Here is a 20,684-nt window from a genome sequence, read left to right as displayed (position 1 = left end):
GACCGCCCATGAACTATCCCGTCACCTTGTTCCTGATCGCCGTCACCGTGCTGGTGTCCTGGATGGCGTTCAACAACCGCAAGCTTGCGGACCGGCTGATCCTGTGGCCGCCGGCCATCGACCGGCACAAGCAGTACGACCGGTTGCTGACCTACGGCTTCATCCATGCCGATTTCACCCACCTGCTGTTCAACATGATCACGCTGTTCTTCTTCGGTCGCGCGATCGAGGGGCTGATGCTGCGGTTGAGCGGGCAGTGGTGGGTGTTCCCGCTGTTCTACCTGTCGGCGTTGCTGGTATCGATCCTGCCCAGCTACCTGAAGAACCAGAAGAACCCGAACTACCTGAGCCTGGGGGCCTCCGGCGCGGTGTCGGCGGTGCTGTTCGCCTTCGTGCTGGTGTCGCCGTGGTCGCTGATCTTCGTGTTCTTCATCCCGGCCCCGGCCGTGCTGTATGCCGTGTTCTACGTGGGCTACAGCATCTGGATGGACAAGAAGGGCGGGGACAACGTCAACCACAGCGCCCACCTGGCCGGTGCGGCCTATGGCGTGATGTTCATGCTGTTGATGTCGCCGGACCTGCTGCAGCACTTCCTGCAGGCGCTGATGAATCCCAGCTTCGGCCGTTGAGGCAGGGAAGGGGGCTCCGGGTGCCGGGGCCTTGCCCCGGGGACCTGCGGCCTGGCGGAAGGAACACGCCAGGCACGGCTGCGGCGGTAGCTCGTGCGGGCTGACAGGCGTCAGCCCCGGGGGCTTCAGGCTTCGTAGGTCGCCAGCAGGCGGGTGTAGACCTCGTTGTCGATCTTCTCGAACTCCCAGGTGTGGGTGTCGCCGGTCACCGTGAGCTGGAACAGGCCTTCCAGCAGGGTGGCATCGTGGTCGTTGCTCGGGATGGCGCGTTCGTTGTCGTACATGGGGCTGTCCTGGTGCTGTTCTGTCCGTTGTCCAGGTACAGAGCAAGAGTCATGCCAGCATTTCTGGCAGGATTGAGCCGCCCCCGGGCTCGCGCCGGGGGCGGGAATGTCGGAAAGTGACGCAATGCGGCGGACGCGGGAGGCCTTTGCGTCATCACGCTGCGTTGACTTTGCGACCCGGTACCTGGAAAAAGGAGCAGGCACATGGCAGCAACGGGGAATGACGGCGCTTCGATCCGGCACGACGCGCACGCGCGTCGCTTCGAAACCCGGGTGGACGGCCATCTGGCCGAGCTGGACTACGTGATGGAAGGCAACACCATGGTCATCACCCATACCGGGGTGCCGGAGGCCATCGGTGGACGTGGCATCGCCGCCGCGCTGACCCGGCATGCGCTGGACCATGCACGCGCCGAAGGCTGGAGGGTGGTGCCGGCCTGCGCCTATGCCGCCGCTTTCATGCAACGTCATGGCGAATACACGGACCTGCTGGGATAATTGGCCCTGCGCGGCCAGGCCCGATCGGGCGGCCATCTCTTCGAGGAAGCACAGGGCATGAACAGGTTTGCACAGGGATCGTATGCAGCAGCGGTGCTGCTGTTGGCATTGGCAGGATGCAAGCGTGAGGACGCGCCGCAGGCGCCGGTAGCGGCAACGCCGGAGACGCCGGCTGCGCCGGTCGAGCAGGGTGCGGCACCGGCCGACCTGCGCGACGTCATCGAGAACACGCCGAGCTATGTGATCGGCATCAGCTACCCGCCCGCCGCGGCCAAGTACCCGGGCCTGGCGCAGGAACTGACGCAGTACGCCGAGCATGCCAAGGCCGAACTGCTCAAGGCCGTGGGCGAACTGGGCAACGACAAGCCGACCGCGCCCTATGAGCTGTCGCTGGCCTTCGACATGTTGGCCGATACCAGCAAGGTCGTCGCGGTGTCCGCCGACGGCAGCAGCTACACCGGTGGGGCCCATGGCCAGCCGCTGGTGGCGCGTTTTGTCTGGTTGCCCGAGCGGCAGAAGCTGCTGCGCGCCGAGGACCTGATCGACGGCGACAAGGGCTGGAAAGCGATCAGCGACTACGCCGAGGACAAGCTGCTGGAGCAGGCGACCGTTCGTGCCCAGGGCGAGGACCTGTCGCCGGAGGAACAGCAGGCCCAGGTGCGCAACCTGGCCAAGATGATCGACGAGGGCACCGCCCCGGACGCGGCCAACTTCGCCCAGTTCCAGCCGGTGATGGACGCCTCCGGCCGCATCAGTGCGCTGCGCTTCGTGTTCGCGCCGTACCAGGTGGGGCCGTATTCCGATGGCACGCAGACGGTGGACGTGCCGGCTGCCGCCCTGCTGCCGTACGTGGCCGCCGATTACCGGGAGTTGTTCGCACAGCCGTAAACCGTGGAGGGCCAGCGATGGATGCAGGGTTGCAACGACGCGTCGAAGCACTGCTGCAGGAGGCGGACGTGGTCCCGGGTGGGACGCGTGCGCAGGATATCGACATCCTCGACCCGCGCTTCTACGCGCGGGTGTTGGCCGATGGCTCGCTCGGGCTGGGCGAGAGCTACATGGAAGGCTGGTGGCGCGCGCATTCGCTCGATGGCTTCCTGACCCACCTGCTGGAGGCGCGCCTGGACGAGCGCGTGCACGGCAGCGGCGAGGTCTGGGACGCGCTCAAGGCCAAGCTGTTCAACCTGCAGAGCGGGCAGGGCAGTTTCGAGGTTGGCAAGCGCCACTACGACCTGGGCAATGACCTGTACCGGGCGATGCTGGGCAAGCGTCTGGTCTACAGCTGCGGCTACTGGCGCCACGCCGATACGCTGGATGCGGCCCAGGAGGCCAAGCTGGACCTGATCTGCCGCAAGCTGCGGCTGCAACCGGGCATGCGCATCCTCGACATCGGCTGTGGCTGGGGCGAGGCGTTGAAGTTCGCGGCCGAGCGCTATGGCGTGCAGGGCGTCGGGGTGACCATCTCGCACGAACAGGCGGTGCTGGCCCGGGAGATCTGCGCCGGGCTGCCGGTCGAGATCCGCCTGCAGGACTACCGCGAGCTGGACGAGCCCTTCGACGCGATCCTGTCGGTGGGCATGTTCGAGCATGTCGGGGTCAAGAACTACCGCACCTACTTCGAGACCGCCCGGCGCTGCCTCGGCGAGCAGGGCCTGTTCCTGCTGCACAGCATCGGCACCAACATCAGCCGCGACCGCACCGATCCGTGGATCGCGCGCTACATCTTCCCCAACTCGATGCTGCCCTCGGCCGCGCAGATCACCGCGGCGATGGAAGGGCTGTTCGTGCTGGAGGACTGGCACAACTTCGGCACCGACTACGACCTGACCCTGCAGGCCTGGCGCGACAACGTGGAAGCGGCCTGGGACGTGCTGGACCCGCGCTACGACGAGCGCTTCCGGCGGATGTGGCGGTTCTACCTGGCCGGTTCGATGTCCACCTTCCGCACCCGGCATTCGCAGTTGTGGCAACTGGTGCTGTCGCCGCGCGGCGTGCCCGGTGGCTACGTGGGTGTCCGCTAGGCGTGTGCTGGGGGCAGCCGGCCGCCGATGGCGGCGCCGGCGGGGGACGCGGTGAAGGGGCAAGGGATGGTGTCGGATCCCGGTTCATTCGTGTACATAAGCAGGAACTGCCGCTGCCGTTCGAGGTGATTCCTGGTCGGGGCTGGCTGTCCGGCGTGATATTTCATTCACTCATTGATATTTCATTTGTGTATTATATTCGCCAGTCCTGACTCCTTTCCTGGCGATGAGCAGCTTCGACCCCACCGAAATCCGCATCGATGCCACCTGCAACCGGTGGCCGGGTTTCCCGCGCGAACCGGCGGTGCTGGTCCGGCTGGTCAAGGGCATCTACAAGTCGGTCCATGACCACGCCAACGCGGTGCTGCGCGACTTCGACCTCTGCCACGCCGAGTACAACGTGCTGATGATGCTGTACGGCACGCCGGACCGCCCGGTCAGCCCGTCCGAGCTGGCCGGCGCGGCCACCGAGAAGTCGGCCAACATCACCCGCCTGACCGACCTGCTGTGCCGCAAGGGGCTGCTGGAGCGCATTCCGCACCCGGAGGACCGGCGCAAGCTGGACCTGCGCCTGACCCACGAAGGCGTGGCCTGCGTGGAGCGCATGCTGCCGGCCATGTCCGGCCTGCTGCTGCAGCAGGTGGAAGGGTTGAACGAAGCCGAGCAGCACCAGTTGGAAGCACTGCTGAAAAAGATGCTTGCCGGCATCGACGCCATCTGAGGTCGCAATGTCCGCCGTACCTTCCTCCGCCACGCCGAGTACCGGGGCCGCCCCGTGGTACGCGGGCCTGGGTGATTTCCTGAAAGGCGAAGCCGACGCCTGGCTGTTCGTGCTGCGCGTGGCGTTGTCGTTCTTCATCACCGGTTGGCTGGCCATGCGCATGGGCCTGCCGCAACCGGGGACGGCGATGATGACCACCATCATCGTCATGCACCGGCAGAGCGGCATGGTGCTGGCCAAGGGCTTCTACCGCGTGCTCGGCACGCTGGTCGGCGCCGCCGCCGCGTTGGCGATCGTGGCGCTGTTCCCCCAACAGCGCGAACCGTTCCTGCTGGTGATGGCGCTGTGGATCGGTGCCTGCGCCGCCGGTGCGACGCTGCACCGCAACTTCAAGTCATACGCCTTCGTGCTGGCCGGCTATACCGCGGCGATCATCGCCCTGCCGGTGATCTCCACCCATCCGGGGCAGGTGTTCGATTCGGCGGTGGCCCGGATCAGCGAGGTGATGCTGGGCCTGGTGGTCAGCGCGGTGATCAGCGACACCGTGCTGCCGGTGCGTCTGCGCGACACCCTGCGCGCGGCGGTCCGCGGGCAGTACGCCAACTTCCTGGAGTTCGTGCGCGAGGCGGTGCAGGGCGAGCTGCCGCGTGAGCGCATGGAACAGGCGCACCTGCGCGTGGTGCGCGATGCGGTGACGTTGGAAGACCTGCGCAGTTCGGTGATCTTCGAAGACCCGGAGGCGCGCGCGCGCAGCCTGCACATCCAGCAGTTCAACCAGCGCTTCATGGCGGCCTCGACCAGCTTCCAGTCCCTGCACCACCTGATCAACCGGCTGATGCGGATGGACAACACCGATGCGGCGCAGTCGTTGGTGGCCCTGTACCAGCCATTGGGCAACGCGCTGCAGTCGGCGGCTTCGCTGGCACCGGAGGCCTTGGCCACGCGCATCCACGCGGTGCACCAGGCCTTGCCCGAGCGCGCCGCACGGCTGCGCGAGGGGCTGGCTGACCGTGCCCAGGCCGAGGACTTCGAGGTGGGCACCGGCCTGCTGCTGCGCTTCACCCATGAGCTCGAAGCGTATGTGCAGGCCCGCGCGCAGCTGCTGGACCGGGTGGTGGCCTCCGGCGGCGTGGAGCAGGTGCACTTCGTGCGCGGCAATGACCATGCCGGCGCCGGGCTGGCCTTCATCCGCACCACGGTGACGATGCTGCTGCTGGGTGCGTTCTGGATCGCGACCGGCTGGCCGATGGGCGCCAACGCAATGCTGTTGGCGACGATCTTCTCCGGCTTGTTCGCCACGGTGCCCAACGCCGCACGGCTGACCGTCAGGATGTCCGGCGGCTACCTGCTGGGCCTGGTGGCCGGCTATGCCTGCGAGTTCGAGGTGCTGACCCGGCTCGATGGCTATGCGTTGCTGGTGGCGGGCATCCTGCCGTTCTTCATCGTCGGCCCGTACCTGACCACCCGCCCCAAGCTGGCCGCGCTCGGCCTGGGCTACGCGATGGGCTTCGTCAATATCCTGGCGTTGACCAACCCGATGGTGTTCGACCCGCAGCACTTCTTCAACGACAGCCTGTCGCAGCTGACCGCGCTGGCGGCGGCGCTGGTGAGCTTCATGCTGCTGCCCTCGGTGGCAGGTTCATCGTGGTTGCGGCGGCGACAGATGGCGGCATTGCGGGCGCAGGTGCGCCTGGCCGCGCAAGGGCCACTGCCGGGGCTGCGGCATCGGTTCGAGAGCATGAACAGTGACCTGGTGCACCAGATCGTGGTGCACACCACGCCCGGCAGCGAGGACTCGCGGCGGCTGCTGGCCTGGGCGCTGGCGGTCAACGAGACCGGTCGCGCGCTGATCCACCTGCGCCATGACGTCGCGCGCGAGCCCCTGTCCGGCCCGTTGCACCAGCAGGTTGATGCGGCGGTGGCGGCGCTGGCGGACTTCTTCCAGCAGCCGTCCCGTCATGCCTGGTGGCGCGCCGATCGGCAACTGCGCCAGGCCAGTGATGCCGCGCGTGAAGAAGCCGGCCAGCGTGGCGTGGCGCGGCAGGTGCTGCGGCACCTGCGGCTGGTGCGCCTGGCGATGGTCGATGACCACTCGGTGATGGCGACCTACATCGTTGCAACCGACCCCACCCTGGAGGAACTGCCCCGTGCCCATTGAAATCGCCTTCGGCGGCAGCCTGTTCCCCGGCCTGCTGGTGTTGTTCTGCGTGGTCTGCGCCCTGCTGTGGGTGCTGGATGCAGTGGCCGGGCGGCGCGGCTGGTATCGCTACGTGTGGCACCCCTCGTTGTTCCGCATCGCGGTGTTCACCTGCCTGTTTGGTGGCCTAGGCCTGTTGCTGTTCTGAGATTCCCCCAATGACTCCCAAGACCCAATCCCTGCTTCGTTTCTCCCTTACCACCGTGGTCGTCGTGATCGCGGCCCTGATCGCCATCGCGATGTGGCGTCATTACATGTACTCGCCGTGGACCCGCGAGGGCCGCCTGCGTGCGGAAGTGGTGCGCGTGGCAGCGGACGTCTCCGGGCCGGTGACCGGCGTGTCCGTGCAGGACAACCAGCAGGTCAAGCGCGGCGATGTGCTGTTCACCATCGACGAGGAACGCTACCGCAATGCGCTTGCACAGGCGCGCGGCAACCTGGCCGCGGCGCAGGCCGCCGCGCGTGCCGCCGGTGCCAGCATCCAGGCCGCTTCGGCCGGTGCCGCGCAGCAGAGCGCCAACGCGGCCCGCTACGAGCTGCAGTACCAGCGTCGTGAGCGCATTGCCGGCAGCCTGATCTCCGAGGAATCGCGCAGCGATGCACGCAGTGCCGCGCAGGCCGCCCGTGCCGGGGTCGCGCAGGCGCAGGCCAGCCGGCAGCAGGCCAGTGCGGCCCAGCAGCAGGCCCTGGCGGCGGTGGAGCAGGCCCAGGCCGCGCTGGCGACCGCCGAGCTGAACCTGGAGCGCACCCAGGTGCGTGCGCCGGTGGACGGCTACGTCACCAACCTGGAGGTCCGCCAGGGCGATTACGCCAGTGCCGGCGCCGCGCGCCTGGCGCTGATCGATACCGATTCGTTCTGGGTGTACGGGTACTTCGAGGAGACCAAGCTCTCGCAGCTGCATGTCGGCGACGGCGCGAAGATCGAGCTGATGAGCGGGCAGACCCTGCATGGCCACATCGAGAGCATCGCGCATGGCATCACCGATGCAGACAGTCCGACCGGCACCGACCTGCTGGCCAACGTCAACCCGACCTACAACTGGGTACGCCTGGCACAGCGCATCCCGGTGCGGATCCGGCTGGACGCGGGCACGGTGCATGATGGCATCGTGCTGGCCAACGGCATGACGGCGACGGTGGTGGTGGAGGCGAGGGGCTGAGGCGGCCGCGTTGCGCGCCGACGGCCCTCATCCGCCCTGCGGGCACCTTCTCCCGCGCACGAGAGAAGGCAGCTGCTCGACTCTCCGCAAGCCGTCACGGGTACGGGCGCCGCCAAGGATCGAAGCCGATGACTCTCCCTTCTCCCGCCTGCGGGAGAAGGTGCCCGCAGGGCGGATGAGGGCGCTTTGCTCCAGCACCAGATGAAGAAACGCCCGGCAGTGCCGGGCGTTTCGCTTTGCATGCGCGGTGAAGCTTACTTCGCGGTCGACCCCGAGGTCAGGCCACGCTTCTCCAGCAGCGGCTCGATCTGCGGCTCGTGGCCGGCGAAGTTGCGGAACAGCTCCATCGCATCCACGCTGCCACCCTTGGACAGCAGGGTTTGGCGGAAATGGTCGCCGTTGGCGCGCGACAGGCCGCCGTGCTCGCGGAACCACTTCTGGGTGTTGGCGTCCAGCACCTCGGACCAGATGTAGGCGTAGTAGCCGGCCGAGTAACCGCCCATGATGTGGCTGAAGTACGGGGTCTTGTAACGCGGCGGGACCGGCGCGTAGTAGATGCCGTCCTTGACCAGCGCTTCATGCTCGAACTTCATCACGTCCTGCGGTGCCGGCACGTCGCTGACGCCGATCTGGTGCCAGCGCTGGTCCAGCATCGCCGCGCCCAGGTACTCGGTGGTGGCAAAGCCCTGGTTGAACTTGGACGCGGCGATCACTTTGTCCAGCAGCGCCTGCGGCATCGCCGAACCGTTCTGGTAGTGCTTGGCGTAGTTGGCCAGGATGGTCGGCTCGTCGGCCCACATCTCGTTGACCTGCGACGGGAACTCGACGAAGTCACGCGGCACGGCGGTGCCCGAGAAGTACGGATACTTCACGTTGGAGAACATGCCGTGCAGGGCGTGGCCGAACTCGTGGAAGGTGGTGTTCACCTCGTCCCAGGTCAGCAGCGTCGGCTTGCCTGCCGGCGGCTTGGGGATGTTGAGGTGGTTGGCCACCACCGGCTTGTCGCCGGTCAGCGCCGACTGCGAGACGTAGGAGTTCATCCAGGCGCCACCGCGCTTGGACTCGCGCGCATACGGGTCGAAGATGAAGATCGCCAGCTGGCTGCCATCGGCGTCGAACACGTCGTAGACGGTGACGTCGTCGTGGTAGACCGGCAGGTCGGTACGCTGCTTGAAGGTCAGGCCGAATTCCTTGCCGGCGGCGAAGAACACGCCGTCTTCCAGCACGCTCCTGAGCTCGAAGAACGGCTTGAGCTGGGATTCGTCGAAGTCGTACTTGGCCTGGCGCACCTTCTCGCTGTAGAAGGCCCAGTCCCAGGGCTGCAGTTCGAAGGTCGGCTTGCCGGCGGCCTTCTGCTCGGCGTCGATCATGGCCTGCAGGTCGCCGGCCTCGCGCTTGGCATTGGCCACCGCGGCCGGGGCCAGCTGGCCGAGCATGGCATTGACCGCTTCCGGGGTCTTGGCGGTCTGGTTGCCCAGCGAGTAGGCGGCGAAGTTCGGGAAGCCCATCAGCGCGGCCTTCTCGGCGCGGATGGTCATGATGCGCGAGACCAGCGCGGTGTTGTCGTACTCGCCCCCCTTGCTGCCGCGCGACACCGAGGCTTCGTAGATGCGCTGGCGCAGCGCGCGGTTGGTCAGGTTGGTCAGCGCCGGCTGGCCGGTGGTGTTGAGCAGGGCGATGACGTACTTGCCGTCCAACTTGCGGGCCTTGGCGGCTTCGGCGGCGGCAGCGACCTGCTCGGCGGACAGGCCATCGAGCTGGGTGACGTCATCGACGACGATGTAGGACGCGTTGACCTCGGCCAGCACGTTCTGGCTGAAGCGGGTGCCCAGGTTGGCCAGCTCGGCGTTCATGTCCTTGAGCTTGGCCTTGTCGGCGTCGGACAGCTTGGCGCCGGCGCGGACGAAGTTGTCGTAGTACTTCTCGACCAGGCGCAGGCCCTCGGCATCCAGGCCCAGTTTGGCGCGGTCGTTGTAGAGGGTCTCGATGCGGCTGAACAGCTTGCCATTGAGGTTGATGGCATCGCTGTGGGCGGCGAACCGGGCCGAGTAGTCCGCCTGCAGCTTCTTGCGCGCGTCGTTGGTGTCCGCGCCGATCAGCGCGAAGAACACGGTGGTGGCGCGGTCCAGGATGGCGCCGCTGTTTTCCAGCGCGATCAGGGTGTTGTCGAAGGTCGGTGCGGCCGGGTTGTTGGCGATCGCCTCCACTTCCTTCAGCTGCTGGGCCATGCCTGCGTCGAATGCCGGGGCGAAGTCGCTGTCCTTGATCTTGTCGAACTGCGGGTAATGCAGCGGCAGCGTGCTTTCGGCGAAGAACGGGTTGGCCTGCTGGGCGGTCTGGGCGGTGGCGGCGTGGGCAGTCACGCTGTAGGCCGGCAGGGCAAGGCCCAGGGTCGCGGCAAGGGCAAGGGCAAGGCGGGTATTCAAGTCGGAAACTCCGGATAAGACTGATCGGAAAGGGTAACCCGGGGCGCAGGGCAGGGGGTGTGCCGAACGGCATGGGCGACGCCGTTGGCGCATGTTGGCCGCCGATGAGACCGCGATGACGTAGGCTTGCAGGCTCATTCCGGAGGTGCAGCCATGACCAGTGCATACGATTTCCAGACCACGGCGCTGGATGGGCAGCCGCTGGCGCTCGACGGATTCCGCGGCAAGGTGCTGCTGCTGGTCAACACCGCTTCCAAATGCGGATTCACGCCGCAGTACGAAGGGCTGGAGCGCCTGTGGCGTGAGCTGGGGCCGCAGGGCCTGGTGGTGATCGGCTTCCCCTGCGACCAGTTCGGCCACCAGGAGCCGGGCGAAGCCGGTGAGATCGCCAGCTTCTGTGCGCTCAATTACGGGGTGAGCTTCCCGATGTCGGGCAAGATCAAGGTCAACGGCCCGGAGGCCCATCCGCTCTGGCACTGGCTGCAACGGCAAAAGCGCGGGGCGCTGGGCATCGGTGCGATCAAGTGGAACTTCAGCAAGTTCCTGGTTGGCCGCGACGGGCAGGTACTTGCCCGCTACGCGCCGACCGCGCGCCCGGAATCGCTGGAAGCGGATATCCGCGCGGCACTGGGCTGAGCCGCCGGATACGACAACGGCTGGATCCCCGCAGGACCCAGCCGTTGCAAGTGGTCACGCCGGGTGCTTGCCTGGCTTACTTCTCGACGAAGGCACGCTCGAACACGTAGTGCCCCGGCGTGCCGATGCGGGTGGAGACTTCAAAGCCGCGTGCGTCGAGCACGCTGCGCAGGTCGGCCAGCATCTGCGGGCTGCCGCAGATCATGAAGCGGTCGTTGGCCGGGTCCAGCGTCGGCAGGCCCAGGCGTTGCTGCATCTGCCCGGTTTCCATCAGCGTGGTCAACCGGCCCTGGTTGGGGAACGGCTCGCGGGTGACCGCCGGGTAGTACAGCAGCTTGTCGCGGACGATGTCGCCCAGGATCTCGTCCTGCGGCAGTTCCTTCTCGAAGTAGTCGCGGTAGGCCAGGTCTTTCTCGAAGCGCACGCCGTGGCAGACGATGACCTTCTCGAAGCGCTCGTAGGTTTCCGGGTCCTTGACGATGCTCAGCCAGGGCGCCAGGCCGGTACCGGTGCCCAGCAGGTACAGGTGCTTGCCCGGGTGCAGGTCGCTGATCAGCAGGGTGCCGGTGGGCTTCTTGCCGACCAGGACCTTGTCGCCCACCTTCAGGTGCTGCAGGCGCGAGGTCAGCGGGCCGTCCTGCACCTTGATGCTGAAGAAGTGCAGCTGCTCTTCCCAGTTGGCGCTGGCGATGGAATAGGCGCGCATCAGCGGGCGGGCGCCTTCGTTTTCCAGGCCGATCATCACGAACTGGCCGTTGTCGAAGCGGAAGCCGCTGTCGCGGGTGGTGGAGAAACTGAAGTAGGCGTCCGTCCAGTGACGGACCTCGAGCACCGTTTCGGCGCCAAAAGCGGAAGACATTGCTGTGGTTCGGATTTGGAGTGTCGCGGCTATTCTAGCCGAATTGACCCAAATGGGAATGAATCGCATTTGAGGGAGATTCGCCCGGTCCCATCGCCGGAGAAGCGGTTCGGCGCCCTCCCTTTTCCGCAGGCAAGGGACGGGTCGGGGAGGGGGCATGGCTCGGCACCCTCCGCTGGCTTCCCGGCTCAGCGGTAACCCGCCGCCTGCAGCTCGAACAGCTCGGCGTAGCGGCCACCTTCGGTCATCAACTGCGCGTGGGTGCCGCTGGCCTCGATGCGGCCGTCGGCCAGCACCAGGATGCGGTCGGCCATGCGAACCGAGGAGAAGCGGTGCGAGATCAGCACGGCGGTGCGGTTGTCCGACAATTCCTTGAAGCGCTGGAACACCTCGAACTCGGCGCGTGCGTCCAACGCGGCGGTGGGCTCGTCGAGGATCATCACCTGCGCATCGCGCATGTAGGCGCGGGCGATGGCGATCTTCTGCCACTGGCCGCCGGACAAGTCCACGCCGGTCTTGAAGCGGCGGCCGATCAACTGTGCGTAGCCATTGGGCAGGCCTTCGATCACCTCGTCGGCCAACGCGCGATGGGCCGCATCGCGGATGCGGGCCTGGTCGTCCATGGCTTCGACCAGCCCGACGCCGATGTTCTCCCCGGCCGACAGGTGGTAGCGCACGAAGTCCTGGAAGATCACGCCCATGTTGGCGCGCAGGTCGTCCAGGTCGTAGTCGCGCAGGTCGCGGCCATCGAGCAGGATGCGGCCTTCGTCCGGGTCGTACAGCCGTGCCAGCAGCTTGACCAGCGTGGTCTTGCCGGCGCCGTTCTCGCCGACCAGCGCGATCACTTCGCCCGCACGCAACTGGAAGTCGAGGTGACGCACCGCCCAGCGTTCGGCATCGGGGTAGCGGAAGCCGACGTTCTCGAACACGAAGCCCTCGCGGATGGGACGCGGGATGGCGATGGCATCCGGGGTGGAATGGATCTCGGGCTTGATCGCGAAGAACGAGAACAGGTCGTCCAGGTACAAGGCCTGGCTGGCCACCTGCGAGAAGCCGCTGAGCAGGCCTTCGAGCAGTTGGCGCAGGCGCATGAAGCTGCCCGACAGGAAGGTCAGGTCGCCGATGCTGAACTCGCCACGGATGGTGCGCCAGGCGATGTAGGCATAGGCGGCGTAGTAGCCCAGCGTGCCGAGCGCGGCCAACAGCGTGCCCCACACCGCACGCTTGCGTGCCAAGGCGCGGTTGGCGCGGTAGAAGCGTTCGGCCAGCAGCTTGTAGCGGTCGATCAGGAAGCGGTGGAGGTTGAATATTTTCACCTCCTTGGCGGTCTCGACGCTGGCGCCGACCTGGCGCAGGTAGTCAAGCTGGCGCCGCTCCGGCGTCCAGCTGAAATTGAGCGAATAGCCCAGCGTGTTGAAGTGCGATTCGCCGATGAAGGCCGGCACCAGCGCCACCGCCAGCAGCAGCATCAGCCACGGCGCGTACATCACCAGCCCGGCGGCGAAGCTGATCACGGTGATCATGTCCTGCGCCTGCCCGAACAGCTGCGCCATCAGGCTCATCCGGCCCATGGTCTGGCGCCGGGCGCGGTCGAGCTTGTCCTGCAGGTCCGGGTCCTCGAAGTCCTCCAGGTCCAGCTCGGCGGCATGCTCCATCAGGCGCACGCTGGTCGCGTTGGTGAACAGCTCCGACAGCAATGAATCGGCGTAATTGACCAGCCGGCCGAGCAGGTCCGAGCCGATGGCGATGCCCAGTTCGAGCAGCAGCAGTTCCAGCAGGGTGTTGAGGTGGCCGCTGGCCAGCGCCTCGCCCAGCGGTGGCATCGCGCCGGCACCGGCCAGGCGCACGGCCTCGTCGATGATCAGCTTGCCCACGTACAGCATCGCCACCGGCATCAGCGCGCGGATCAGGCGCAGGCCCAGGCTGGTGAGGGTCAACCAGCGGCTGGTCTGCCAGACCTGCCGCAGGAACGGCGGCAGGTTGCGCATGGCGTCCATGCGCTCACGGAAACTGGGTTGCTTGCCCGAGGCGTTGTTCGGTGCGGAAGCGGGATGCGGCATGGCGGCTCAGGCGGACGGGGGCCGCTTCAGGTTACCGCGTACCGCTGCGTTCAGCCGTCCTTGCCGAGGTCGATGTCGCCCATCTGTGCGTCGTCGCGGCCATCGGGGTTGTCGCGCACGGCCTGGCCGCGCTCACCGAACGAGCGGGTGCCGGTGTCGACATTGAGGTGGTTGTGCACGCCGCGCACGCCATCAATGCCAGCCACCAGCTGTTCGACCTGCTGTCTGGCGGCGGTGCTGGGGACGTCACCGGACAGCGTGACCTGCCCATCCTTGACCTGCACCAGGACCTGCGAGGACTGGCCCTGCTGGCCGAGGCTGCGGACCACGTCATCGCCAATCAGGGTGTCGGAACGTTGTGCTGCCATGGTCGTCTCCTGCAAAAGAAGCCCCAACATGGCGCAAGCGGCGTGAGCATGTCGTTACTTCCCCCTCGGCAGGCTCAGCGGCGCGGGCCTTCCGGCGGCGGCGGATCGGAGGACTGCAGCGCCACCGGCAGGTGCCAGCCGAAATGCATGGCCATCATGCGCAGCCCGAAGCACAGCGCGGCGCCGGCTAGTGCGCAGGGCAGGGGCGGCAGGCCCAGCCAGTAGCCCACGGCCACCACCGCCGCGCCGGCCAACGCGGCCACCGCGTACAGCTCGGCCTGCAGCACCAGCGGCACCTGCGCCAGCAGTACGTCGCGGGCGATGCCGCCGCCGATGCCGGTCAACATGCCCAACGCGGCGGCCATCGGCGGAGCGATGCCGAACGCCAGCGCCTTCTGCGTGCCGGCCACCGCGAACAGGGCCAGGCCCATCGCATCGAACATGCGCACCGGGTACTGCAGGCGCTCGATCAGCGGTGCCCAGAAGAACGTCACCACGCCTGCGGCCAAGGTGATGGCCGGGTAGCGCCAGTCACTGATCGCCGCCACCGGAGTGGCGCCGATCAGCAGGTCACGGGTGATGCCGCCGGCCAGTGCGGCGGCGAAGGACAGCACCAGTACGCCGAAGATATCCAGCCGCCGGCGCACCCCCATCGTCGCCCCGGACAGGGCGAAGACGAAGGTGCCGATGAGGTCGAGGATCAGGACGAGGGTTCCCATGCCGCGTATTGTGCGGTCTGGCACGGGAACCGGCCATCGGACCAGGCGACGCTGGCCGGGTGCTTGCCTGGCGCTTTCTCAGGGCAGCGGTGGCAGCAGGCCCGCGCCCAGCCGGTTCCAGGCGTTGATCACCGCCACGCCCATGCTCAGGTCGCTGATGCCCTTGTCATCGAAGTGTGGTGCCAGGGCGTCGAAGGCAGCCTGCGACGGGGCGCCGTCGGGCAGGCGGGTCAGGGCTTCGGCCCAGCCCAGTGCGGCGCGCTCGCGGGCATCGAAGAAGCGGCTTTCATGCCAGGCCGGCAGGGTGTCGAGCTTGCGCGGCGCGATGCCGGCCTTGCGCAGCGTGGTCGCATGCATGTCCATGCAGTAGCCGCAGCCATTGATCTGCGACACCCGCAGGAACACCAGTTCAAGCAGGTCCGAGTCGATGGAGCTGTCGTGCACGGCCTTGCTGGTGGCGAGCAGGCCCTTGAACGCCTCGGCAGCCAGGCGGGTATAGGGGACGCGGGGGGAATTGGACGAAGACATCATGGGCTCCATGACGGCCACGGTGGCCGTCTTTCACTGCAAGGACGCGCCAGCGTCGCCGGCTGTGACAAGGTTGGGCAGCTTGTTCGGATTGAGCACGCTGTAGATGGTGGCGATGCGGCCATCGACCACCTCGATGGTGGTGACCGAGTGCAGCTGGCCGGCGTGGAAACGCAGGATGGCCGGCTGCCCGTTGACGCTGCCCAGCCGGGCCGGTTGGGCGCCACCACGCCGCGCGATGGCCCAGAACAGGCGGCCGATGCGCTCGGCACCGAGCAACGGACGGATCGCCGCCGTCACCACGCCGCCGCCGTCGGAAAGCAGGCGCGCATTGGTGTGCAGCAAGGCCTGGATGGCATCGCTGTCGCCGTCCTGGCAGGCGTCCATGAAGCGCGCCAACAGCTGGCGATGCTGGGTGCCATCGGCTTCGAAGCGCGGCCGGCCGGCCCGCAGGCGCTGGCGGGCGCGGTGGACCAACTGGCGGCAGTTGGCTTCGCCGTGGCCGAGCAGGCGGGCGATCTGCGGATAGTCGTGGTCGAACACCTCCTTGAGCAGGAAGGCGGCACGTTCGTCGGGGCTGAGCTGTTCGAGCAGGGTCAGAAAGGCCAGCGACAGGTCCTGGGCCAGGGCGTGGACCTGGTCCGGGGCGGGTGGGGCGGGCAGGTCCAGCGAGACCTGCAGCGGCTCCGGCAGCCAGGGGCCGATGTAGTCCACGCGCTGCCGGGAGGCGGCGCGCAGGCGGTCCAGCCCCAGCCGGGTGGTGACGGTGACCAGCCAGGCTTCCGGGTCGGCGATGCTGCCCGGGGCCGCCTCGGCCCAGCGCAGCCAGGCGTCCTGGACGACGTCCTCGGCATCGGCACGGCTGCCGAGCAGGCGGTAAGCGAGCGCCATCAGGCGCGGGCGGTGGGTCTGGAAGGGGGTTTCGGCGTTCATGCGACAAGGACGCGGCAGCGCGGACCGGCGTGACAGTGTAGGAGCGCCGCCGGGCGCGATGCACGGGAGCACGGGTTGGAGGGATGTCCGTGTCGGTTGGAACCCCGGCTTCGCCGCCGGGGCCGTTCCAGCCGGGGCGCACGGGTTGGCGGCAGGGCGTAAAATGCCCGGCTGAACCCCCGCCAGCCTTCAGCAAGCGAGCAAGCCGTGACATCGATCAAGCAGGAAGACCTCATCCAGTCCGTCGCCGACGCGCTGCAGTACATCTCGTACTACCACCCGGTCGACTACATCAAGAACCTCGCCGCCGCCTACGAGCGCGAGGAATCGCCGGCCGCCAAGGAGGCGATCGCGCAGATCCTGATCAACTCGCGCATGTGCGCCGAGGGCCACCGCCCGATCTGCCAGGACACCGGCATCGTCACCGTGTTCCTGGAAATCGGCATGAACGTGCGCTGGGACGACGCCACCATGGGCGTCGAGGACATGGCCAACGAGGGCATTCGCCGCGCCTACGCCTACCCGGACAACAAGCTGCGCGCCTCGGTGCTGGCCGACCCGGCCGGCAAGCGTACCAACACCAAGGACAACACCCCGGGCGTGGTCAACATCAAGGTGGTGCCAGGTGACACGGTCGACGTGATCGTCGCCGCCAAGGGCGGTGGCTCGGAGGCCAAGAGCAAGTTCGCCATGCTCAACCCGTCCGACTCCATCGTTGACTGGGTGCTCAAGACCGTGCCGACCATGGGCGCCGGCTGGTGTCCGCCGGGCATGCTCGGCATCGGCATCGGCGGCACCGCCGAGAAGGCGATGCTGCTGGCCAAGGAATCGCTGATGGAGCCGATCGACATCACCGACCTGCAGGCCCGTGGCGCGTCCAACCGCGCCGAAGAGCTGCGCCTGGAGCTGTACGAGAAGGTCAACGCGCTGGGCATTGGCGCACAGGGCCTGGGCGGCCTGACCACGGTGCTCGACATCAAGGTCAAGGACTTCCCGACCCACGCCGCCAACCTGCCGGTGGCGATGATCCCGAATTGCGCCGCCACCCGCCATGCGCACTTCACCCTGGACGGCAGCGGCCCGGTGATGCTGGACCCGCCGTCGCTGGAAGACTGGCCGCAGATCACCTACGACGCCTCCAAGGGCACCCGCGTCGACCTGGACACCGTCACCCCGGAAGAAGTGGCCAGCTGGAAGCCGGGCCAGACCCTGCTGCTCAACGGCAAGCTGCTGACCGGCCGCGACGCCGCGCACAAGCGCATGGTCGACATGCTCAACAAGGGTGAAGAACTGCCGGTCGACTTGAAGGGCCGTTTCATCTACTACGTGGGCCCGGTCGATCCGGTGCGCGACGAAGTGGTGGGCCCGGCCGGCCCGACCACCGCCACCCGCATGGACAAGTTCACCCGCCAGATCCTGGAACAGACCGGCCTGCTGGGCATGGTCGGCAAGGCCGAGCGTGGCCCGGCCGCGATCGAGGCCATTCGTGACAACAAGTCGGCCTACCTGATGGCGGTCGGCGGTTCGGCCTACCTGGTGTCCAAGGCGATCAAGGCCTCCAGGGTGGTTGGCTTCGCCGACCTGGGCATGGAAGCGATCTACGAGTTCACCGTGCAGGACATGCCGGTGACCGTGGCAGTGGATTCCACCGGCGAATCGGTGCACAAGACTGGCCCGCGCGAATGGCAGGCCCGCATCGGCAAGATTCCGGTGATCGTGGAGTAAGTCTCGCCATTGTCACTGGAGATATCGCGATGGCCCGGGCTATGCTCGGGCCATCGTCGTTTTCGGGCACGTTGACTGCCGGTATGACTTGGTCAGGGAGGATGCATGTCGCGAGATCATGGTTGGCGCCATCGTTGGATGTGGTTTGTGGTAGTGGCGTCTGCCGTGGTGGTCACCGGCTGCCGATCCTATGAGGTGGTCATGCCGGAGACAGCCGCAGGGCGGATCTGTGTAGATCAATGTTCGAGCCGCAAGACGCTGTGCATCAGCGATGCCGAAATGCTCGCCCAAAACGAGGCATCCTTGTGTGAGAGCAGGGCTGAGAGGGTCGAACACAAGTGTGAGCGGATCTATGTGCAGGACAAGGATGTCGAGCGTTGCGAGGTCGTCAATGGCGCGGGCTCATTCTGTCCAGGCGTGGTGGCCAGCACCGGGCCATGCGAGGCGTCTTGGCGTAGTTGTGTGGTTGAGTGCGGCGGTCGGGTGATCGAGCGCTGACTGCGGTCACCATTGTCAGGAAGGGAAAATTCATGCGAGCTTCCATCGTGCTGTCAGGGGTTCTGGCCGCTTTGCTGCTGGGGTGTGGTAGCTACCGGGAGGTGGCACCGAAGGGAGATCCGGCGGCCTGCGTGACCTATTGCCAGAGCCGTTACCAGGCCTGCAATGCCAACCCGCGCAGTTACGGGGATTGCGGCGAGGCGGGCCGGAACAACCAGTGCGACAAGATCACCAACCCGGAGCTGCGTGGTGCCTGCCAGACCTCGCAGGCGTTCTGCCAGAACCGTTCGGCCGCGGCAGTGTGCGGCGAGCGCCTCAACAGCTGCATGGCCGGCTGCCAATAGACCGCAGGAGCGCCTTCGGGTGCGAGGCTGGGAAGGTTTGAATGTGTGCTGGCTTCGCGGCCGAGGCCGCTCCTGCCGAGGCTAGAATGCCGCATCACCCCTTTGGAAGCTGCCCATGTCCGTCGTGTTGTATGGCTCGCAAAGCACCGCCTCGCTGGTCGTGCACTGGCTGTTGCTCGAACTGGGCATCGAGCACGAACTGCACCAGCTGGACTTCGACCGCCGCGAGCAGAAGTCGGCCGACTACCTGGCACTGAATCCGGCCGGCCGCGTGCCCACGCTGGTTCTGGACGGGCAGGTGCTGACCGAATCGGCGGCCATCGCCATGCACCTGGCCGATCTGCACCCGCAGGCCGGACTGGCGCCGCTGCCGGGCAGTCCGGCGCGGGGCGACTACTACCGCTGGATCTGCTTCTGCGTGTACACGCTGATGCCGGCCTATCGCGCCTGGTTCTACCCGGATGAGCCGGCCGGTGAGGCCAACGTCGCCGAGGTGAAGCAACGCGCGCGCCTGCAGTTGGAAGCGGCCTGGCAGCAGATGGCCGACCACCTGCAGGCGCATGGTCCCTACGTGCTGGGTGAGCGGGCCAGCGTGGTCGATTTCCTGCTGACCATGCTGATGCGCTGGAGCCGCAACATGCCGCGCCCGACCGACCAGTGGCCGGTGCTGGCCGCGCATGCCGCACGCATGAAGGCGCGCCCGGCATTCGCCGAGGTCTACCGCCGCGAGGGCATCACCGACTGGAGGTGAGTTGGCGGCGCCCCAACGCCGCCTTCGCGCGACGGCAAGGCGCCAAGCCCGGCTTCAATCCACGAAGTCCTCGTACTTGCGCCCGCCCTGGAACGGCATGAGGTGCTGCTGGATGATCCCCTTCGGCACCGTCTCCAGCTTCATCACGCCGTACTCTTCCGGCCACTGTGCCTGGTCGCGCGGCAGCTTGAAGGTGCCCATCAGCATGTCCACCAACGGCAGGTGGATGGCGTAGTTCACGTCCACGTATTCCTTCTGCCGCGCGTGGTGCCAGTGGTGGTAACGCGGCAGCACCAGCAGGTACTCCAGCCAGCCGAAGCGGATGCCCAGGTTGGCGTGCGCCAGCACGGCCTGCAGGCCGACCAGGATCACGTAGGCGTTCACCGCCGGCGTGGAAAAGCCCAGGACCAGCAGCGGCAGCAGCACCGCGCTGCGCGTCATCACGATCTCGACGATGTGGATGCGCGAGCCGGCCAGCCAGTCCATGTGGCGGCTGGAGTGGTGCACCGCGTGGAAACGCCAGAGCCAGGGAATATTGTGGTACGCGCGATGCAACAGGGCCTGGGCCATGTCGGCCACGAACACGGCGATCAGGAACTGCGCCCAGACCGGCAGCGCCTGGATCAACGCTTTCAATGAGGGAAACGCTGCAAGCCCGGCGATGGTCGAGGTGGAGGCGGTCACCAGGATCAGGATGAACTGCACCAGCACGTGGCTCATGAAGAAGTAGCCCACGTCGGTGCGCCAACCGGGCCGCAGCGGCGACAGCACGCGCTTGCCCAGGTAGCGCTCCAGCGGCACGAACACCAGCGCCGAGAAGAACAGGGACAGCACGAACCAATCCAGGCCGAGCGAATACGGCGTCTGCCCGACCGGGTCGAACTGCACGTTGGTGCCGCCCAGCAGCACCGCGAGGGTGGCCGTGCCCACGCCCAGGGTGGCGATGCGCTTGTTGCGGTCACGCAGGATGGCGAAGGTGCCCATGATGAAGGCCGCCGCCAGCCCGACCAGCAGCAGGTGGCGGGCGAACTGCTCGTTGTAGACGGCGCGGAACTCGCGGCTGGTCAGCAGTTCGGGGAAGTGGAAGCAGGCGACCGCCATCAGGCTCAGCACCCCCAGCAGGGCAGAACCATAGGCGAAGAACGAACGATGCGGTCGGGTCATACACGGACTTCCTGTCGGGCTCGCAGGGATTCTGCCCGCCGTTCCCGGCATGGGAAAGAGGGGGGGGGCGGTTTCACGCGGGCTGCGCGGGTCCAGGCGTAGCGTGGCCGGCAGAGCACGCGCCCGGGGTGCCGGGCGATGGTGCGACGCCGTTGATTCCTGT

The 20,684-nt window shown here is 67.1% G+C and carries 22 protein-coding genes; 13 read left to right on the top strand and 9 right to left on the bottom strand.

Translation table 11 applies throughout. The annotated features are described in order from the left end of the window. The first annotated feature begins 8 nt into the window (after positions 1-8). Positions 9-629: a rhomboid family intramembrane serine protease gene (locus AC06FE_RS00565; RefSeq protein ID WP_192288422.1), complete on the top strand. Its 621-nt coding sequence runs from the start codon at positions 9-11 to the stop codon at positions 627-629. Positions 630-754: 125 nt separating this feature from the next. On the opposite strand, the gene AC06FE_RS00560 is transcribed toward AC06FE_RS00565, so the two are convergent. Continuing rightward, complete coding sequence (locus AC06FE_RS00560) at positions 755-913, bottom strand: hypothetical protein (protein ID WP_165931161.1); 159 nt, start codon at positions 911-913, stop codon at positions 755-757. Between the two features lie 204 nt (positions 914-1,117). Here AC06FE_RS00560 and AC06FE_RS00555 point away from each other — a divergent pair, with 204 nt between their 5' ends. The 7 genes from AC06FE_RS00555 (at position 1,118) to AC06FE_RS00525 (ending at position 7,510) form a co-directional block, all read left to right on the top strand. Next, a complete protein-coding gene (locus AC06FE_RS00555) occupies positions 1,118-1,411 on the top strand; it encodes a GNAT family N-acetyltransferase (protein WP_132864197.1) in 294 nt (97 codons plus the stop codon). 57 nt (positions 1,412-1,468) lie between these two features. Further along, positions 1,469-2,299, top strand: coding sequence for a DUF3298 and DUF4163 domain-containing protein (locus AC06FE_RS00550; RefSeq protein WP_313250910.1), 831 nt, complete (start codon positions 1,469-1,471; stop codon positions 2,297-2,299). A 17-nt stretch (positions 2,300-2,316) separates the two neighbouring features. Beyond that, positions 2,317-3,432 carry a cyclopropane fatty acyl phospholipid synthase gene (cfa, locus tag AC06FE_RS00545; protein WP_478071955.1) on the top strand — a complete coding sequence of 372 codons (1,116 nt, stop codon included), beginning with the start codon at positions 2,317-2,319 and terminating at the stop codon, positions 3,430-3,432. A gap of 226 nt (positions 3,433-3,658) precedes the next feature. Further along, entirely contained in the window at positions 3,659-4,153 is a 495-nt protein-coding gene (locus AC06FE_RS00540) for a MarR family winged helix-turn-helix transcriptional regulator (protein ID WP_192288424.1), read from the top strand. A 7-nt stretch (positions 4,154-4,160) separates the two neighbouring features. Beyond that, the gene (locus AC06FE_RS00535; RefSeq protein WP_478071954.1) at positions 4,161-6,311 is read left to right on the top strand and encodes an FUSC family protein; all 2,151 of its coding nucleotides are present in this window, start codon (positions 4,161-4,163) and stop codon (positions 6,309-6,311) included. Further along, the gene (locus AC06FE_RS00530) at positions 6,301-6,498 is read left to right on the top strand and encodes a DUF1656 domain-containing protein (protein ID WP_478071953.1); all 198 of its coding nucleotides are present in this window, start codon (positions 6,301-6,303) and stop codon (positions 6,496-6,498) included. Before AC06FE_RS00535 ends, AC06FE_RS00530 begins: the two co-directional genes overlap by 11 nt. Positions 6,499-6,508: 10 nt before the next feature. Beyond that, entirely contained in the window at positions 6,509-7,510 is a 1,002-nt protein-coding gene (locus tag AC06FE_RS00525; RefSeq protein WP_478071952.1) for an HlyD family secretion protein, read from the top strand. A gap of 254 nt (positions 7,511-7,764) precedes the next feature. Here the strand turns inward: AC06FE_RS00525 and AC06FE_RS00520 are convergent, their stop codons facing one another. Further along, positions 7,765-9,936, bottom strand: a complete 2,172-nt coding sequence (locus AC06FE_RS00520) for a M3 family metallopeptidase (RefSeq protein ID WP_478071951.1) — start codon at positions 9,934-9,936, stop codon at positions 7,765-7,767. Between the two features lie 153 nt (positions 9,937-10,089). On the opposite strand from AC06FE_RS00520, the gene AC06FE_RS00515 reads away from it, so the two are divergent. Beyond that, the gene (locus tag AC06FE_RS00515; protein WP_323439577.1) at positions 10,090-10,572 is read left to right on the top strand and encodes a glutathione peroxidase; all 483 of its coding nucleotides are present in this window, start codon (positions 10,090-10,092) and stop codon (positions 10,570-10,572) included. A gap of 76 nt (positions 10,573-10,648) precedes the next feature. On the opposite strand, the gene AC06FE_RS00510 is transcribed toward AC06FE_RS00515, so the two are convergent. The 6 genes from AC06FE_RS00510 to AC06FE_RS00485 form a co-directional block, all read right to left on the bottom strand. Next, on the bottom strand, positions 10,649-11,431 hold the full coding sequence (locus tag AC06FE_RS00510; RefSeq protein ID WP_132864188.1) for a ferredoxin--NADP reductase: 783 nt from the start codon (positions 11,429-11,431) through the stop codon (positions 10,649-10,651). A 188-nt stretch (positions 11,432-11,619) separates the two neighbouring features. Next, a complete protein-coding gene (locus tag AC06FE_RS00505) occupies positions 11,620-13,491 on the bottom strand; it encodes an ABC transporter ATP-binding protein (RefSeq protein WP_478071950.1) in 1,872 nt (623 codons plus the stop codon). A gap of 50 nt (positions 13,492-13,541) precedes the next feature. After that, complete coding sequence (locus tag AC06FE_RS00500) at positions 13,542-13,859, bottom strand: BON domain-containing protein (protein WP_478071949.1); 318 nt, start codon at positions 13,857-13,859, stop codon at positions 13,542-13,544. Between the two features lie 74 nt (positions 13,860-13,933). Further along, entirely contained in the window at positions 13,934-14,578 is a 645-nt protein-coding gene (locus AC06FE_RS00495) for a trimeric intracellular cation channel family protein (protein ID WP_132864185.1), read from the bottom strand. 78 nt (positions 14,579-14,656) lie between these two features. Continuing rightward, positions 14,657-15,106 carry a carboxymuconolactone decarboxylase family protein gene (locus tag AC06FE_RS00490; protein WP_132864184.1) on the bottom strand — a complete coding sequence of 150 codons (450 nt, stop codon included), beginning with the start codon at positions 15,104-15,106 and terminating at the stop codon, positions 14,657-14,659. Positions 15,107-15,139: 33 nt separating this feature from the next. Next, entirely contained in the window at positions 15,140-16,039 is a 900-nt protein-coding gene (locus tag AC06FE_RS00485; RefSeq protein ID WP_478071948.1) for an RNA polymerase sigma-70 factor, read from the bottom strand. A gap of 207 nt (positions 16,040-16,246) precedes the next feature. On the opposite strand from AC06FE_RS00485, the gene AC06FE_RS00480 reads away from it, so the two are divergent. From AC06FE_RS00480 to AC06FE_RS00465, 4 genes are all read left to right on the top strand, one after another. Continuing rightward, positions 16,247-17,764 (top strand): fumarate hydratase, encoded by a 1,518-nt coding sequence (locus AC06FE_RS00480; RefSeq protein WP_192288433.1) that lies wholly within the window; start codon positions 16,247-16,249, stop codon positions 17,762-17,764. A gap of 105 nt (positions 17,765-17,869) precedes the next feature. Then, entirely contained in the window at positions 17,870-18,262 is a 393-nt protein-coding gene (locus AC06FE_RS00475; RefSeq protein ID WP_478071947.1) for a hypothetical protein, read from the top strand. A gap of 32 nt (positions 18,263-18,294) precedes the next feature. After that, a complete protein-coding gene (locus AC06FE_RS00470) occupies positions 18,295-18,606 on the top strand; it encodes a hypothetical protein (protein ID WP_192288434.1) in 312 nt (103 codons plus the stop codon). Positions 18,607-18,721: 115 nt separating this feature from the next. Continuing rightward, positions 18,722-19,357 (top strand): glutathione S-transferase family protein, encoded by a 636-nt coding sequence (locus AC06FE_RS00465; RefSeq protein ID WP_478071946.1) that lies wholly within the window; start codon positions 18,722-18,724, stop codon positions 19,355-19,357. A gap of 54 nt (positions 19,358-19,411) precedes the next feature. Here the strand turns inward: AC06FE_RS00465 and AC06FE_RS00460 are convergent, their stop codons facing one another. Continuing rightward, the gene (locus AC06FE_RS00460) at positions 19,412-20,521 is read right to left on the bottom strand and encodes a sterol desaturase family protein (protein ID WP_192288436.1); all 1,110 of its coding nucleotides are present in this window, start codon (positions 20,519-20,521) and stop codon (positions 19,412-19,414) included. Positions 20,522-20,684: the final 163 nt, after the last annotated feature.

It is taken from the genome of Stenotrophomonas sp. Steno-C18 (assembly GCF_056393195.1).
Note: the sequence above shows the minus strand (reverse complement) of the source record. Positions and strands in the feature narration are given on the sequence as shown.